The 14,385-nt window shown below is 67.2% G+C and carries 13 protein-coding genes and 1 tRNA gene; 9 read left to right on the top strand and 5 right to left on the bottom strand.

Annotated elements, in window-relative coordinates; genetic code table 11:
- Positions 1–51 precede the first annotated feature (51 nt).
- From KEC55_RS16270 to KEC55_RS16245, 6 genes are all read left to right on the top strand, one after another.
- Positions 52–127 (top strand) — tRNA-Phe (locus tag KEC55_RS16270).
- A 350-nt stretch (positions 128–477) separates the two neighbouring features.
- Positions 478–1,212 carry a 7-cyano-7-deazaguanine synthase QueC gene (queC, locus tag KEC55_RS16265; RefSeq protein WP_282506210.1) on the top strand — a complete coding sequence of 245 codons (735 nt, stop codon included), beginning with the start codon at positions 478–480 and terminating at the stop codon, positions 1,210–1,212.
- A gap of 75 nt (positions 1,213–1,287) precedes the next feature.
- Positions 1,288–1,920 (top strand): 7-carboxy-7-deazaguanine synthase, encoded by a 633-nt coding sequence (queE, locus tag KEC55_RS16260; protein WP_021163976.1) that lies wholly within the window; start codon positions 1,288–1,290, stop codon positions 1,918–1,920.
- Positions 1,921–1,938: 18 nt separating this feature from the next.
- Positions 1,939–2,391: a 6-carboxytetrahydropterin synthase QueD gene (gene queD, locus KEC55_RS16255; protein ID WP_006482561.1), complete on the top strand. Its 453-nt coding sequence runs from the start codon at positions 1,939–1,941 to the stop codon at positions 2,389–2,391.
- A gap of 329 nt (positions 2,392–2,720) precedes the next feature.
- Positions 2,721–3,506: an HpcH/HpaI aldolase family protein gene (locus KEC55_RS16250; RefSeq protein WP_176050813.1), complete on the top strand. Its 786-nt coding sequence runs from the start codon at positions 2,721–2,723 to the stop codon at positions 3,504–3,506.
- On the top strand, positions 3,503–4,255 hold the full coding sequence (locus KEC55_RS16245; RefSeq protein WP_282506209.1) for a tetratricopeptide repeat protein: 753 nt from the start codon (positions 3,503–3,505) through the stop codon (positions 4,253–4,255). The genes KEC55_RS16250 and KEC55_RS16245 overlap by 4 nt, the downstream gene beginning before the upstream one ends.
- Positions 4,256–4,336: 81 nt before the next feature.
- On the opposite strand, the gene rodA is transcribed toward KEC55_RS16245, so the two are convergent.
- The 5 genes from rodA to KEC55_RS16220 form a co-directional block, all read right to left on the bottom strand.
- On the bottom strand, positions 4,337–5,485 hold the full coding sequence (gene rodA / locus KEC55_RS16240; protein ID WP_282506208.1) for a rod shape-determining protein RodA: 1,149 nt from the start codon (positions 5,483–5,485) through the stop codon (positions 4,337–4,339).
- A gap of 11 nt (positions 5,486–5,496) precedes the next feature.
- A complete protein-coding gene (gene mrdA / locus KEC55_RS16235) occupies positions 5,497–7,782 on the bottom strand; it encodes a penicillin-binding protein 2 (RefSeq protein ID WP_282506207.1) in 2,286 nt (761 codons plus the stop codon).
- Positions 7,783–7,876: 94 nt separating this feature from the next.
- A complete protein-coding gene (gene mreD / locus KEC55_RS16230; RefSeq protein ID WP_176050809.1) occupies positions 7,877–8,389 on the bottom strand; it encodes a rod shape-determining protein MreD in 513 nt (170 codons plus the stop codon).
- Entirely contained in the window at positions 8,386–9,453 is a 1,068-nt protein-coding gene (gene mreC / locus KEC55_RS16225) for a rod shape-determining protein MreC (RefSeq protein WP_282506206.1), read from the bottom strand. The genes mreD and mreC overlap by 4 nt, the downstream gene beginning before the upstream one ends.
- A 126-nt stretch (positions 9,454–9,579) precedes the next feature.
- Positions 9,580–10,623: a rod shape-determining protein gene (locus KEC55_RS16220; RefSeq protein ID WP_004189550.1), complete on the bottom strand. Its 1,044-nt coding sequence runs from the start codon at positions 10,621–10,623 to the stop codon at positions 9,580–9,582.
- A gap of 367 nt (positions 10,624–10,990) precedes the next feature.
- Here KEC55_RS16220 and gatC point away from each other — a divergent pair, with 367 nt between their 5' ends.
- The 3 genes from gatC (at position 10,991) to gatB (ending at position 14,329) form a co-directional block, all read left to right on the top strand.
- The gene (gatC, locus tag KEC55_RS16215; protein ID WP_006477478.1) at positions 10,991–11,290 is read left to right on the top strand and encodes an Asp-tRNA(Asn)/Glu-tRNA(Gln) amidotransferase subunit GatC; all 300 of its coding nucleotides are present in this window, start codon (positions 10,991–10,993) and stop codon (positions 11,288–11,290) included.
- A gap of 69 nt (positions 11,291–11,359) precedes the next feature.
- A complete protein-coding gene (gene gatA / locus KEC55_RS16210; RefSeq protein WP_282506205.1) occupies positions 11,360–12,850 on the top strand; it encodes an Asp-tRNA(Asn)/Glu-tRNA(Gln) amidotransferase subunit GatA in 1,491 nt (496 codons plus the stop codon).
- A 3-nt stretch (positions 12,851–12,853) separates the two neighbouring features.
- Entirely contained in the window at positions 12,854–14,329 is a 1,476-nt protein-coding gene (gatB, locus tag KEC55_RS16205; RefSeq protein ID WP_282506204.1) for an Asp-tRNA(Asn)/Glu-tRNA(Gln) amidotransferase subunit GatB, read from the top strand.
- Positions 14,330–14,385 lie beyond the last annotated feature (56 nt).

Below are 14,385 nucleotides of genomic sequence, written 5' to 3'. Positions count from 1 at the left end.
CGAAACCTCTTGCTCGGGTACGAATAGCTCGATATACTTTCATTCTTCGTTGGCCCGGTAGCTCAGTTGGTAGAGCAGCGGATTGAAAATCCGCGTGTCGATGGTTCGATTCCGTCCCAGGCCACCAGCATTTAAAACCCCAAGAATCGGAAGGTTCTTGGGGTTTTTCGTTTGTGGTGGGTATTGCGTGTCGTTGGCGGCGTGTCCGGCAGCATTCGCAGGGGCATGATAAAATCCGTGCCCGCTCAATGACTTAGCGCATCGCTTCAGACGCACGGCAGGCTGCGAGTCTCGCGCCGCCGTGGCGCGCGGCAACGATGCTGCGCGATGGGCGGTATAAGCGCACCGCCGCGTTCGCGGCCGACCGCGCTGCCTATACTGGTCGAGCCGGCGCAGGCCGGCCGCGTCGGGCCGCCCGGCGGCAGCCGGCCTTGGGGCGCAGCGCGACGCGAGCCTACACATTCACGGAGTATCACGGTGATTCGGACAGACGCTAAAGACGGCGCGCTCGTGTTGTTTTCCGGCGGGCAGGATTCGGCCACGTGCGTGGCATGGGCCCTCGAACGCTACCAGACGGTCGAGACGCTCGGCTTCGATTACGGCCAGCGGCATCGCGTCGAGCTCGAATGTCGCGACGGCGTGCGCGAAGCACTGAAGCGCGATTTTCCCGCATGGTCGGACCGGCTCGGCGACGATCACATGATCGACCTGTCGGTGCTCGGCGCGATCAGCGATACCGCGATGACGCGCACGATCGAGATCGAGACGTCCGCGAACGGCCTGCCGAATACGTTCGTGCCCGGTCGCAACCTGATGTTCATGACGATCGCCGCGGCGATCGCCTATCGTCGCGGATTGCGCGTGCTGGTCGGCGGGATGTGCGAGACAGACTTCTCGGGCTATCCCGACTGCCGCGACGACACGATGAAGGCGCTGCAGGTCGCGCTGAACCTCGGCATGGACACGCGCATGGTGCTCGAGACGCCGCTGATGTGGCTCGACAAGGCGCAGACCTGGCAGCTCGCCGAGCAGCTCGGCGGCGAGGCGCTCGTCGAACTGATCCGCGTCGAGACGCACACGTGCTACGTGGGCGAGCGCGCGGAACTGCACGACTGGGGCTTCGGCTGCGGCGAATGCCCGGCCTGCAAGCTGCGCAAGCGCGGCTACGAGGCTTACCTGAAGGGCGAGCGGGTGACCGAAGCGCCGCTGTGACGCGGGTGCGCCGGCGGCACTGAATGAATAACGGATTCTGATCGACAACGAGCGGCGCGAGCCGGACGAAGCACGATGACTTACGCGGTCAAGGAAATTTTCTACACGTTGCAGGGCGAAGGCGCGAATGCGGGCCGGCCCGCCGTGTTCTGCCGGTTTGCCGGCTGCAACCTGTGGTCGGGCCGCGAAGAGGATCGTGCGGAGGCCGTGTGCCGCTTCTGCGATACCGACTTCGTCGGCACCGACGGCGAGAACGGCGGCAAGTTCAAGGATGCCGAAGCGCTCGTCGCGACGATCGCCGGCCTGTGGCCGGAGGGCGAGGCGCACCGCTTCGTCGTCTGCACGGGCGGCGAGCCGATGCTGCAGCTCGACCAGCCGCTCGTCGACGCGCTGCACGCGGCCGGTTTCGAGATCGCGATCGAGACCAACGGTTCGCTGCCGGTGCTCGAATCGATCGACTGGATCTGCGTGAGCCCGAAGGCCGACGCGCCGCTCGTCGTCACGAAGGGCAACGAGCTGAAAGTCGTGATCCCGCAGGACAACCAGCGGCTGGCCGACTATGCGAAGCTCGACTTCGAGTACTTCCTGGTCCAGCCGATGGACGGCCCGTCGCGCGACCTCAATACGAAGCTCGCGATCGACTGGTGCAAGCGTCATCCGCAGTGGCGGCTGTCGATGCAGACCCACAAATATCTGAACATTCCCTGAGCCACGGCTTTTGACATCGTGCTGATTACCCGAAAACTCGAATTCGACGCGGGCCACCGCATCCCCGATCACCGCAGCCAGTGCAGGAACCTGCATGGCCATCGCTACGTGCTCGAAATCACGCTGCGCGGCGATCTCGTCGATACCGAGGGGGCGCCCGACCGCGGCATGGTGATGGATTTCGCCGACGTGAAGGCGCTTGCGATGGAGCACCTCGTCAGCAAGTGGGACCACGCGTTCCTGGTCTATGCGCGCGACGAAGTCGTGCGCTCGTTCCTCGAGCAGATGGCCGACCACAAGACCGTCGTGATCGACCGGATCCCGACCGTCGAGAACCTCGCGGCGATCGCGTTCGACCTCCTCGCGAACGTGTACGACGCGCACTACGGCGTGAACCTGCGCCTCGAGCGCGTGCGCCTGTACGAAACGCCGAACTGCTGGGCCGACGTCGAGCGCCAGCCCGGCCGCTGATCCGCCTTCCTGGCAGCCCGTGCCGTCCGGCGCGGGTTGCCTGTCATCGTGCCGCGCGGCTTCGATCCGCGCCGGCGCAGCTTCCCGCCTGTTCCGACATTCCGCGTAACGCCGCGCTATGATCGTTGAGTGGCGCCGGACAATCCGCTCGTGTGCCGTCGCACGGCGCGCGCTGTCAGATCGGTTGTCAGATCCGCTGCCCGTCGCCGACTAACGTTCCAGGGCGCGATCCCGGTGTCGCCGCCGTGCTGCGCTGCACGACGTGTTGTGTCCCGCCTCGCCTGTTGCTTGTCCCGTTCGATTGCCGTTCCGTCCAGGAGGCCGTATCGATGAGCACGCTCACCAATTCCCTCAAACAACGCCTGCGTGACGGCGACGATCCGCTGTACGGCCTGTGGCTGTCGCTCGGCAGTGAATCGGCCGCGGAAGCGCTCGCGCATGCCGGCTACGACTGGCTCTGCATCGACATGGAGCACGCGCCGAACGACAGCCGCGACGTGGCCTCGCAGCTGCGTGCGATCGCGGCCGCGCACCTGCCGAGCGAGCCGGTCGTGCGCGTGCCGGCGCGCGAGCCGTGGCTCGTGAAGCGCGCGCTCGATGCCGGCGCACGCACGCTGATGTTTCCGTCCATCGAAACGCCTGACGAAGCCGCGCACGCAGTGCGGCTCACGCGCTATCCATCGCCCGATTCGCCCGACGGGCTGCGCGGCGTCGCGGGCATGGTGCGCGCGGCGGCATTCGGCATGCGCCGCGATTACGTGCAGACGGCCAACGCGCAGGTCGCGGTGATCGTGCAGATCGAATCGGCGCGCGGTGTCGACGAGGTCGAGCGGATCGCGGCGACGCCGGGCGTCGACTGCCTGTTCGTCGGCCCGGCCGATCTCGCGGCGAGCCTCGGGCATCTCGGTGACATCCGCCACCCGGACGTCGAAACCGCGATGGCGCGCGTGCTCGCGGCCGGCAGGCAGGCCGGCGTCGCGGTCGGCATCTTCGCGGGCGATACGGCGGCTGCACGCCAGTACCGCGAGGCCGGTTACCGGATGATCTCGGTGTCGGCCGACGTGAGCTGGTTGTTGCGCGCGACGCGGCAGGCGCTGCAGGAGGTACGGTCATGAACGGTGGTGACGGTGCGTGCCGCGGGCGCACGCGGATCGGTGTGATGTTCGGCCTGTGGGCCCTGTGTATCGCGGCGGTCGCGCAGGGCGCGCCGCAAGAGAAGGTCGATCCGTCGCGCGAGACGCAATCGGCGGTCGCCGACTACAACGCCGGTGACTATCGCGCGGCGCTGGTGCAGTTCCACGACGCGGCCGAGCGCGGCGATCGCCTCGCGCAATTCAACTACGCGATGATGCTGCTGACGGGCGAAGGCGTGACCGCGAACGTCGACGAAGGGTTGCGCTGGCTGAAGCGCGCGGCCGACGCGAACATGTCGCATGCGCAGTACGTGTACGGCCGGATGTTCGACGACGGCGAGTTCGTCACGCGCAATCCGGTCGAAGCGCACCGCTGGTTCCTGCGCGCGGCGAAGCAGGGGCACGTGCAGGCCGCGCTGTCGCTCGCGAACCAGTTCCTCGACGGGCGCGGCACGCCGCGCGACAACCGGCAGGCGTTCGCGTGGTACAAGCAGGCCGCCGACGCGGGCGAGCCGACCGCGCAGTACGTGACCGCGTCGTTCTACGAGCGTGGTGGCGACGGCGTCGCGCAGAACCTGAACATCGCGCGGGCGTATTACGCGGCGGCGGCCGCACAGGGCGACGAGACGGCCGGGCTGAAATTCAAGGAGCTGAGTGCGCGGTTGAAGTCGCAGGCGCCGGCATCGGGCGGCGGGGCGGAGCCGGGCGGGCCGCATACGCCGTCGCAGTGAGCGCACGCGGCGTTCGGTCCGCCCCATGAAAAACGGCGCCCCAGGGCGCCGTTTTCCTTGACTGCGGTGCGGGCCGCGCGGTCAGCTCTTCATCAGCCGCCGTTGCCGCCCGACGCTCATGATCATCCCGATCGCGATGCCGAGCGTCGTGAGCGCGGTGCCGCCGTAACTCATGAACGGCAGCGGCACGCCGACGACCGGCAGCACGCCGCTCACCATCCCGATGTTGACGAACGCGTAGACGAAGAACGCGAGCGTGAGCGAGCCCGCGAGCAGGCGGCCGAACAGCGTCGCGCCCTGCGCGGCGATGTAGAGCCCGCGCGCGATCAGCGCCATGTACAGCGTCAGCAGCACGAGCCCGCCGACGAGCCCCCATTCCTCGGAAAACACCGCGAAGATGAAGTCGGTGTGCTTTTCCGGAATGAATTCGAGGTGCGCCTGCGTGCCTTTCAGGTAGCCCTTGCCGAGCACGCCGCCCGAGCCGATCGCGATCACGGCCTGGATCGTGTGGAAGCCCTTGCCGAGCGGGTCGGAGGTCGGGTCGAGCAGCGTGCACACACGGTGCTTCTGGTAGTCGTGCATCAGCGGCCACTGCACTTCGGGCTGGCAGATGCGCTCTTCGAACACGGCGATCGAGCCGACCGCGATCACGCCCGCGACGAGCACCGGCACGATCAGCTTGAACGACAGGCCGGCGAGGTAGATCACGAAGAAACCGGCCGCGAACACGAGCAGGCCCGTGCCGAGGTCGGGCTGCTTCGCGATCAGCCCGACCGGCACCATCAGGATCCCGAACGCGGCGAGGAAGTCGTACCAGCGCACCCCGCCCTCGCGGCGCTGGTAGTACCACGCGAGCATCAGCGGTGTCGCGATCTTGAGGATTTCAGACGGCTGGATCACGACGCCGACGTTCAGCCAGCGCTTCGCGCCTTTCTTGGTCATCCCGAACAGCGCGACGGCAATCAGCAGCGCGACCCCGAATGTGTAGAGCGGGACCGCGAAGCGCATCAGCGTGGTCGGCGGGATGTTGGCGATCACCCACATCAGCACGAACGTCAGCAGGATGTTGCGCAACTGGTCCTCTACGCGGCCCGGCATGTCGATCGCCGCGCTGTACAGCGTGACGATGCCGACGCACAGCAGCAGGAACACGATGAGGGCGAGCGGGCGGTCGAAGCCCGCGAACATCTGCTTGATCTTGTCGAGCCAGGCGCGCTTGTCGAATTGCATGCCTTTCTCCGTTAATGAGCGGTGCCGGCGTCCGCCGCTTTCGCGGGGGCCGTCGCACGGTGGTTGTCGTCCCGCGGCGTGGCGACGAGCGGCTGCGCGTCGCTGGCGGGGCGGCGCGGCCGGTGCGGACGCCGGATCGGCGGCAGGCTCGCGGCCCTCGGCGCCGCGGCGCTCGCGTCGGCCGGCTGGGCCGCGCTGGCGCCGGCCGCGTCCGATGCGGCGGCCGCGGACGCAGCCGATGCCGCATCCGCCGCGCTGGCCGCGGTCGGCACGACCGGCTGCGGCAACGCCGTGAAGCCGGCCGCGACGGCGGCGGGCTTGGTCGCGTCGCCGATCACCGGCGCACTGATGGGTTCGGTCGCCGATGCGGCGGCCGCTACGGCCGCAGCCTCGTTCTTCGGGTTCTGGCGGTCGATCAGGTAGTAGTCGAGCACGCGGCGCGCGATCGGGCCCGCAGCCTGCGCGCCCCAGCCGCCGTTCTCGACGACCAGCGCGACGGCGATCTGCGGGTGGTCGACCGGCGCATACGCGATGAACAGCGCGTGGTCGCGCAGGTGCTCGGCGAGCAGGTGGCCCTTGTAGTTCGAGCCCTGCAGCGAGAACACCTGCGCGGTACCGGTCTTGCCGGCCGCGAGGTACGGCGCGCCGCGGAACACCTTGTATGCCGTGCCGGACGGGTTCTCGATCACGTTCTCCATCCCGCGCTTCACGACGTCGATGTCGGCCTGCTTGAGCGGGATCACTTCGCTTTCCTTCGGCACGGTCAGGTGGCGCCCACGCGTGATCGGATCCTCGACTTCCTTCACGAGGTGAGGCTTCATCACGACGCCGTTGTTCGCGAGCGTCGCGGTCGCGTGTGCGAGCTGCAGGATCGTGAACGAGTTGTAGCCCTGGCCGATCCCGAGGCTGATCGTCTCGCCGTCGAACCACTTCTGCTGCGCGGCCTTCTTGAACGCCTTCTTCTTCCAGTCGGTCGACGGCAGGATCCCGCGCGCCTCGCCCTGGATGTCGATCCCGGTGATCTGGCCGAAGCCGAACGGCTTCATGAAGTTCGCGATCGAGTTCACGCCGAGGTCGCGCGCGAGCATGTAGAAGTAGGTGTCGTTCGACACCATGATCGCCTTGTTCATGTCGACCCAGCCCTGGCCGGAGCGCACGTCGTTGCGGAACGTGTGGCCGCCGAACGTGAAGTAGCCGGGATCCTGGAAACCCCAGCCCGGCGTGCGCTTGCCGAGCGTCAGGCCCGCGAGCGCCATGAACGGCTTGTACGTCGAGCCGGGCGGGTAGGTGCCGTGCAGCGGGCGGTTCAGGAGCGGCTTGTCGGTCGAGTTGTTCAGCTCGTCCCAGGTCTGCTGGTCGATGCCGTCGACGAACGAATTCGGATCGAAGCTCGGCGACGACACGAAGGCGAGCACGTCGCCCGTCTTCGGCTCGATCGCGACGAGCGCGCCGCGCTTGCCGGCGAACGCCTGCTCGGCGGCCTGCTGCAGCCCGATGTCGAGCGACAGCACGAGGTTGTTGCCGGGCGTCGCCTGCGTGCGCGACAGCGTGCGCACCGGCCGGCCGCCGGCCGTCACCTCGACTTCCTCGAAGCCCGTCAGCCCGTGCAGCTCGGTTTCGTAGCTCTGCTCGACGCCGATCTTGCCGATGTAGTCGGTGCCCTTGTAGTTGTTCGCGTCGCGGCGCGGATCGTAGGTTTCCTGGTCGCTGTCGTTGTCGTCGCTCATCGCGTCGATGCGATCCTGGTCGCGCTTCGAGATCCGGCCGATGTAGCCGATCACGTGCGCGGCCGTCATGCCGAGCGGGTACTGGCGGAACAGCCGCGCGCGCACGTCGACGCCGGGGAAGCGGAAGCGCTGCGCGGTGAAGCGCGCGACTTCCGCGTCGGTGAGCCGCGTGCGGATCGGCAGGCTCTCGAAGTTCTTCGAGTCTTCCTGCAGCTTCTTGAAGCGGCGGCGGTCGCGCGCGTCGATCGGGATGATCTCGGACAGCTTGTCGATCGTGTTGTCGAGCGTGTCGTCGAGCTTCGACGGCGTGATCTCGAGCGTGTACGCCGAATAGTTCTTCGCGAGGATCACGCCGTTGCGGTCGGTGATGATCCCGCGGTTCGGCACGATCGGCGCGACCGAGATGCGGTTTTCCTCGGCCTGCAGCGCGTATTTGCCGTGCTGCATCAGCTGCAGGTAGAAGAAGCGGCTCGCGAGCAGCCCGAAGCAGACGAACACGAACACGCCCGCCGCCGCGACGCGCAGGCGGAACTTCGAGAGCTGCTGTTGGGTGTCGTTGAATTCGGTCATGCGGTTACAGTCGATCCGGCCCGCGCGGGCGGGCGAGGTGCCGCCCCTGGGCGCAACGGGCGTGGGGGCGGCGGGTATTCAAGGTCGGTCCGGCTCAGATGGGGCGCGTATCGTCCGGATCGACCGGGCGGCGTTGCGGCATCAGCAGCAGGTGGCTCGCGATTGGCCACAGCGCGGCTTCGACGAAGCCGTCGACGAGGTAGCGCCAGCCGGGGAACGCGGCGCCCATCACGAGACGGATCACGAACGGCACGAGCTGCGCGACGACAAGCAGCGGCGTGACATACAGCACCTGCACGCCGATCGGCATCCACAGCACGCGGCGGTGGATCGTGATCGCGCCGTACGACAGCAACGTATAGGCGAGCGCGTGCTCGCCGAGCAGCCCCGCGTCATGCACGTCCATCAGGATGCCGAGCAAGAACGCGACGCCCATCCCGACCTTGCGCGGCTGGTGGATGTTCCAGAACAGCAGCACGAGCGCGACGAAGTCGGGCACGCCGGGCAGGCGGCCCCATGGCATCAGGTTCAGCAGGAACGCGGCGGCGAGGCTGAAGACGATGAAGTACGGATTGACCGGCTGCAGGATGTATTGCGGGCGGTTCATCGCTGGGCTCCTGGTTGCCCGGCCGCGGGCTTCGCGGGCGCGGTGGCCGGTTTGCCGGAGGCGGCGGGCGCCGCCGGCGCAGGCTTCGCGGCGGGCTGGGCCGCGGCGGCCGGCTTGGCGTTAGCGTCGGCCTTGTCTGCCTTCTCGCCCTTCGCGGCGGCTTTCGCGCCCTTCTTGCCCTTCGCGTTCTTCTCGGTGGCCGGATCGGGCTCGGCCGGGCGCGGCGGGATGTCGTTCTGGTAGTGCAGCACGAGCATCTGGCGCGCGCCGCGCACGGCGGCGATCGGCGCGCAGGTCACGCGCGCGAAGGCCGTATCGGCGAGCTTGTCGACACGCGCGACCTTCGCGACCGGCAGGCCGGGCGGATAGACGCCGTCGAGGCCGCTCGTGACGAGCTCGTCGCCGGCCACGAGATCCGCGCTCGTCGGCACGAAGCGCAGATCGAGCGAATCGCCCTTCGGCGTGCCGTAGATCACGCTGCGCAGGCCGGTGCGCAGCACTTGCACGGGAATCGCGAGATCGCGGTCGGTGACCAGCGTGACTTCGGCCTGCAGCGGGAACACGCGCGTGACCTGGCCGATCACGCCGTCTTCGCTGACGACGGGCGAGCCGTTCTGGATGCCCTGCTGCGAACCTTGCCCGATCACGATCTTCTGCGTGAACGGATCGCTGGTGTCGTACTGGATCTCGACCGGCGTCGATTGCGTCGCGATGTGCTGGCGTAGCTCGAGCACCGCGCGCAGGTGCGCGTTTTCCTGCGTGAGCACGGCGGCCTGGTTGGCCTGCGTGGACAGCTGCAGGTTGCGTTTGCGGAGATCGTCGTTCTCGTGGCGCAGCGATGCGCCGGTGACGGCGATGTCGGCCGCGCCCATGAACAGGTCGCGCGGCACGAGCGCCGCGCGCTGCAGCGGATAGAGCACGGTGCCGAGCACGCCGCGGAGGATTTCGAGCGTGCTGAAGCGCGCGTCCGATACGAGGAGCGCGATGGCGAGGGCAACGAAGAAGATGAGCCGCGCGAGCGCGGGCGGACCTTGCTTGAAGAGGGGCGGCGGACTGTATTCCATGGTCGGCGCCGGGCGCGTGGGATCGGTTAAATGATGCTCAGACGCGCAAACGGCGCGGCGGTTCGTTCTAATCGAGCGATCCGGCCACGCCGCGGGTGCGTCATATCAACGAAACAGCTTAGACGATCACTCGTACGAGAAGATGCTGCCCAGCTTGTCCATGCGCTCGAGCGCCATGCCCGAACCGCGCACGACGCAGGTGAGCGGATCTTCGGCGACGAGCACCGGCAGGCCGGTTTCTTCCGCGAGCAGGCGGTCGAGGTCGCGCAGCAGCGCACCGCCGCCCGTCAGCATCATCCCGCGTTCGGCGATGTCGGCGCCGAGTTCCGGCGGCGTCTGTTCGAGCGCGATCTTCACCGACGACACGATCTGGTTCAGCGGATCGGTCAGCGCTTCGAGGATTTCGTTGCTGGAGATCGTGAAGCTGCGCGGAATGCCTTCCGACAGGTTGCGGCCCTTCACTTCCATTTCCTTGACTTCGGAGCCCGGGAACGCGGAGCCGATTTCCTTCTTGATCGCCTCGGCGGTCTGTTCGCCGATCAGCATGCCGTAGTTGCGGCGGATGTAGTTGACGATCGCCTCGTCGAACTTGTCGCCGCCGACGCGGACCGAGCCCTTGTACACGATGCCGCCGAGCGAGATCACGCCGACTTCGGTCGTGCCGCCGCCGATGTCGACGACCATCGAGCCGGTGGCTTCCGACACCGGCAGGCCCGCGCCGATCGCGGCCGCCATCGGCTCCTCGATCAGGTAGACCTGCGATGCGCCGGCGCCGTGTGCGGCTTCCTTGATCGCGCGGCGCTCGACCTGGGTCGAGCCGCACGGCACGCAGATGATGATGCGCGGCGACGGCGAGAACATGCGCGATTCGTGAGCGGTCTTGATGAACTGCTTGATCATCTGCTCGGTGACGGTGAAGTCGGCGATCACGCCGTCCTTCATCGGGCGGATCGCCTCGATGTTGCCCGGCACCTTGCCGAGCATCTGCTTGGCTTCCTTGCCGACCGCCTGGATCGTCTTCTTGCCGTTGGGGCCGCCTTCCTGGCGGATCGACACGACGGACGGTTCATCGAGCACGATGCCCTTGCCGCGCATGTAGATCAGGGTGTTTGCGGTGCCGAGGTCGATCGCGAGATCGTTGGAGAAGTAGCTGCGCAAAAAACCGAACATTCAGAATCCTGTTTCGCTCTGGGCCGGCCCTGCATAGCGAGCGCTGAGGGCGGCAGCGGAAAAAATAACAGCCTCGGGAAGCGTGGCGGAAGCGGCCGCCGCGGCGCACGAAGCTGCGAGTGATGTCTACCGGGGATCGCACGATGCACGCACGGCTTGCCGAAGCGAGGCGAAACGGTGCGGGAAAAGGCTGCCGGGTTTGGGTCGAACGCGTAATGATACCTTATAATTTCACGGTATTTGAATCGAAACGGGTGGTATTTTTGCCGCTTCGGCCCCGATTTTTGAGGGTGGGATCGCACCCTCCAACCCCCCGCCGCAGTGCTGCTTTTGATGCGCTGCGCAGCCTTGTTTTTCCGGTGATCGCATGGCCCTGACCCTGACCGATGTGAAACGCATCGCGCACCTGGCGCGACTCGAAATGGCCGACGCCGACGCCGAGCACATGCTCGGCCAGCTCAATGAATTCTTCGGCCTCGTCGAACAGATGCAGGCGGTCGACACCGCCGGCATCGCGCCGCTCGCCCACCCGATCGAACAGATCCAGGAAGTCGCGCAGCGCCTGCGCGACGACGCCGTGACGGAGGTCGTCAATCGCGACGACAACCAGCGTCCGGCGCCGGCCGTCCAGGACGGCCTCTATCTCGTGCCGAAGGTGATCGAGTAAGCATTCGATGACAAGCGCGCCGCCGCCTTCGCGCCGCGCGCCACCCAGAATTCCCAGGAAAACCACTCAATGCACGCAAAAAGCCTGACCGAACTGCGCGCCGCGCTCGCCGCCAAGGAATGCTCGGCCGTCGAGCTCGCGCAGCACTACCTGAAACGGATCGACGCCGCACGCGACCTGAACGCGTTCGTCCACGTCGACGCCGATCTGACCCTCGCGCAGGCGAAAGCCGCCGACGCGGAGCTCGCGCGCGGCGCGGGCGGCGCGCTCACCGGCCTGCCGATCGCGCACAAGGACGTCTTCGTCACGCGCGGCTGGCGCTCGACCGCCGGCTCGAAGATGCTCGCGAATTACGAGAGCCCGTTCGACGCGACCGTCGTCGCCCGCCTGCAGGCGGCCGGCATGGTCACGCTCGGCAAGACCAACATGGACGAGTTCGCGATGGGCTCGTCGAACGAGAATTCGGCGTTCGGCGCGGTGAAGAACCCGTGGGACACGAACGCGGTGCCGGGCGGCAGCTCGGGCGGCAGCTCGGCCGCCGTCGCCGCGCGCCTCGCGCCGGCCGCGACGGGCACCGACACCGGCGGCTCGATCCGCCAGCCCGCGTCGTTCGCGGGCGTGACGGGCATCAAGCCGACCTACGGCCGCGTGTCGCGCTACGGGATGATCGCGTTCGCGTCGTCGCTCGACCAGGGCGGCCCGATGGCGCAGAGCGCGTCCGACTGCGCGCTGCTGCTGAACGCGATGGCCGGCTTCGACGAGCGCGATTCGACGAGCCTCGAGCGCGACGACGAAGATTTCACGCGCCACCTCGGCCAGCCGTGGGCAGCCGGCAACGACGCGGGCAAGCCGCTCGCGGGCCTGCGCATCGGTTTGCCGAACGAATATTTCGGCGAAGGCCTCGCCGACGACGTGCGCGCGACGATCGACGCCGCACTGAAGCAGTATGAAGCGCTCGGCGCGACGCTCGTGCCGGTGTCGCTGCCGAAGACGGAACTGTCGATCCCCGTGTACTACGTGATCGCGCCGGCGGAAGCGTCGTCGAACCTGTCGCGTTTCGACGGCGTGCGCTTCGGCCATCGCGCCGCGCAGTACGGCGACCTGCTCGACATGTACAAGAAGTCGCGCGCCGAAGGCTTCGGCCCCGAGGTGAAGCGCCGGATTCTGGTCGGCGCGTACGTGCTGTCGCACGGCTACTACGACGCGTACTACCTGCAGGCGCAGAAGATCCGCCGCATCATCGCGAACGATTTCCAGGAAGCGTTCAAGTCGTGCGACGTGATCATGGGCCCGGCGTCGCCGACGGTCGCATGGGATCTCGGCGCGAAGGGCGACGATCCGGTGAAGATGTATCTCGCGGATATCTACACGCTGTCGGTGAGCCTCGCCGGCCTGCCCGGCATGAGCGTGCCGTGCGGCTTCGGCGCGGGCGCGAACGCGAAGCGCCCGGTCGGCCTGCAGATCATCGGCAACTATTTCAACGAAGCCCGGATGCTGCAGGTCGCCGACGCGTTCCAGCGCGCGACCGACTGGCACAAGCAAGTTCCGGCAGGGGTGTAAGCAATGACTACGCAATGGGAAGTCGTTATCGGTCTCGAGACGCACGCGCAACTGTCGACCGTCTCGAAGATTTTCTCGGGCGCGTCGACGCAGTTCGGCGCCGAACCGAACACGCAGGCCTGCCCGGTCGACCTGGCGCTGCCGGGCGTACTGCCGGTGCTGAACCGCGGCGCAGTCGAACGCGCGATCCGCTTCGGTCTCGCGATTGGCTCGACCATCGCGCCGCGCAGCATCTTCGCGCGCAAGAATTACTTCTACCCCGATCTGCCGAAGGGCTATCAGATCAGCCAGTACGAGATTCCGGTCGTGCAGGGCGGCCAGATCACGATCCAGGTGCCCGCCAACGAGAAGGCAGGCAAAGCAGCGTACGAGAAGACGGTCAACCTGACCCGCGCGCACCTCGAGGAAGATGCGGGCAAGTCGCTGCATGAAGACTTCGCCGGGATGACGGGGATCGACCTGAACCGCGCCGGCACGCCGCTGCTCGAGATCGTCACCGAGCCGGAAATGCGCAGCGCGGCCGAAGCCGTTGCGTACGCGAAGGCGCTGCACGGGCTCGTCGTGTGGCTCGGCATCTGCGACGGCAACATGCAGGAAGGCTCGTTCCGCTGCGATGCGAACGTGTCGGTGCGCCCGGTCGGCCAGGAGAAGTTCGGCACGCGCGCGGAAATCAAGAACCTGAACTCGTTCCGGTTCCTCGAGGAAGCGATCAACTTCGAAGTCCGTCGCCAGATCGAGCTGATCGAGGACGGCGGCGAAGTCGTGCAGGAAACGCGCCTGTACGATCCGGACAAGCGCGAGACGCGTTCGATGCGCAGCAAGGAAGACGCGCACGATTACCGCTACTTCCCCGATCCCGACCTGATGCCGCTCGTGATCGGCCAGGACTGGATCGAGCGCGTGCAGTCCGGCATGCCCGAACTGCCGGCCGCGATCCAGCAGCGCTTCGTCGACGAGTACGGCGTGTCCGCGTATGACGCGGGCGTGCTGACATCGAGCAAGGCGATGGCCGCGTACTTCGAGTCCGTGGTCGCGAAGGCCGGTGCGGCGAACGCGAAGATCGTCGCGAACTGGCTGATGGGCGACGTGTCGTCGCAGCTGAACCGCGACGGCATCGAGATCGACGCGATCCCCGTGTCGGCTGCGCAGCTCGCGCTGTTGCTGCAGCGCATCGCCGACGGCACGATCTCGAACAAGATCGCGAAGGAAATCTTCACGACGATCTGGGACGAGAAGGCGACCGACGAAGGCGCGGCCGACCGCATCATCGACGCGAAGGGGCTGAAGCAGATCTCCGACACCGGCGCGCTGGAAGCGATCATCGACGAAGTGCTCGCGGCGAACGCGAAGTCGGTCGAGGAATTCCGCGCGGGCAAGGAAAAGGCGTTCAACGCGCTGATCGGCCAGGCGATGAAGGCCACGAAGGGCAAGGCCAATCCGCAGCAGGTCAACGAACTGCTGAAGAAGAAGCTCGGCTGAGCATGACCGCGCGCCTGAACCGCGCTTGACGACGGGCCGCTCCGAACCAGTTCGGA

This window comes from Burkholderia cepacia (genome assembly GCF_029962485.1).
GTDB lineage: Bacteria > Pseudomonadota > Gammaproteobacteria > Burkholderiales > Burkholderiaceae > Burkholderia.
Note: the sequence above shows the minus strand (reverse complement) of the source record. Positions and strands in the feature narration are given on the sequence as shown.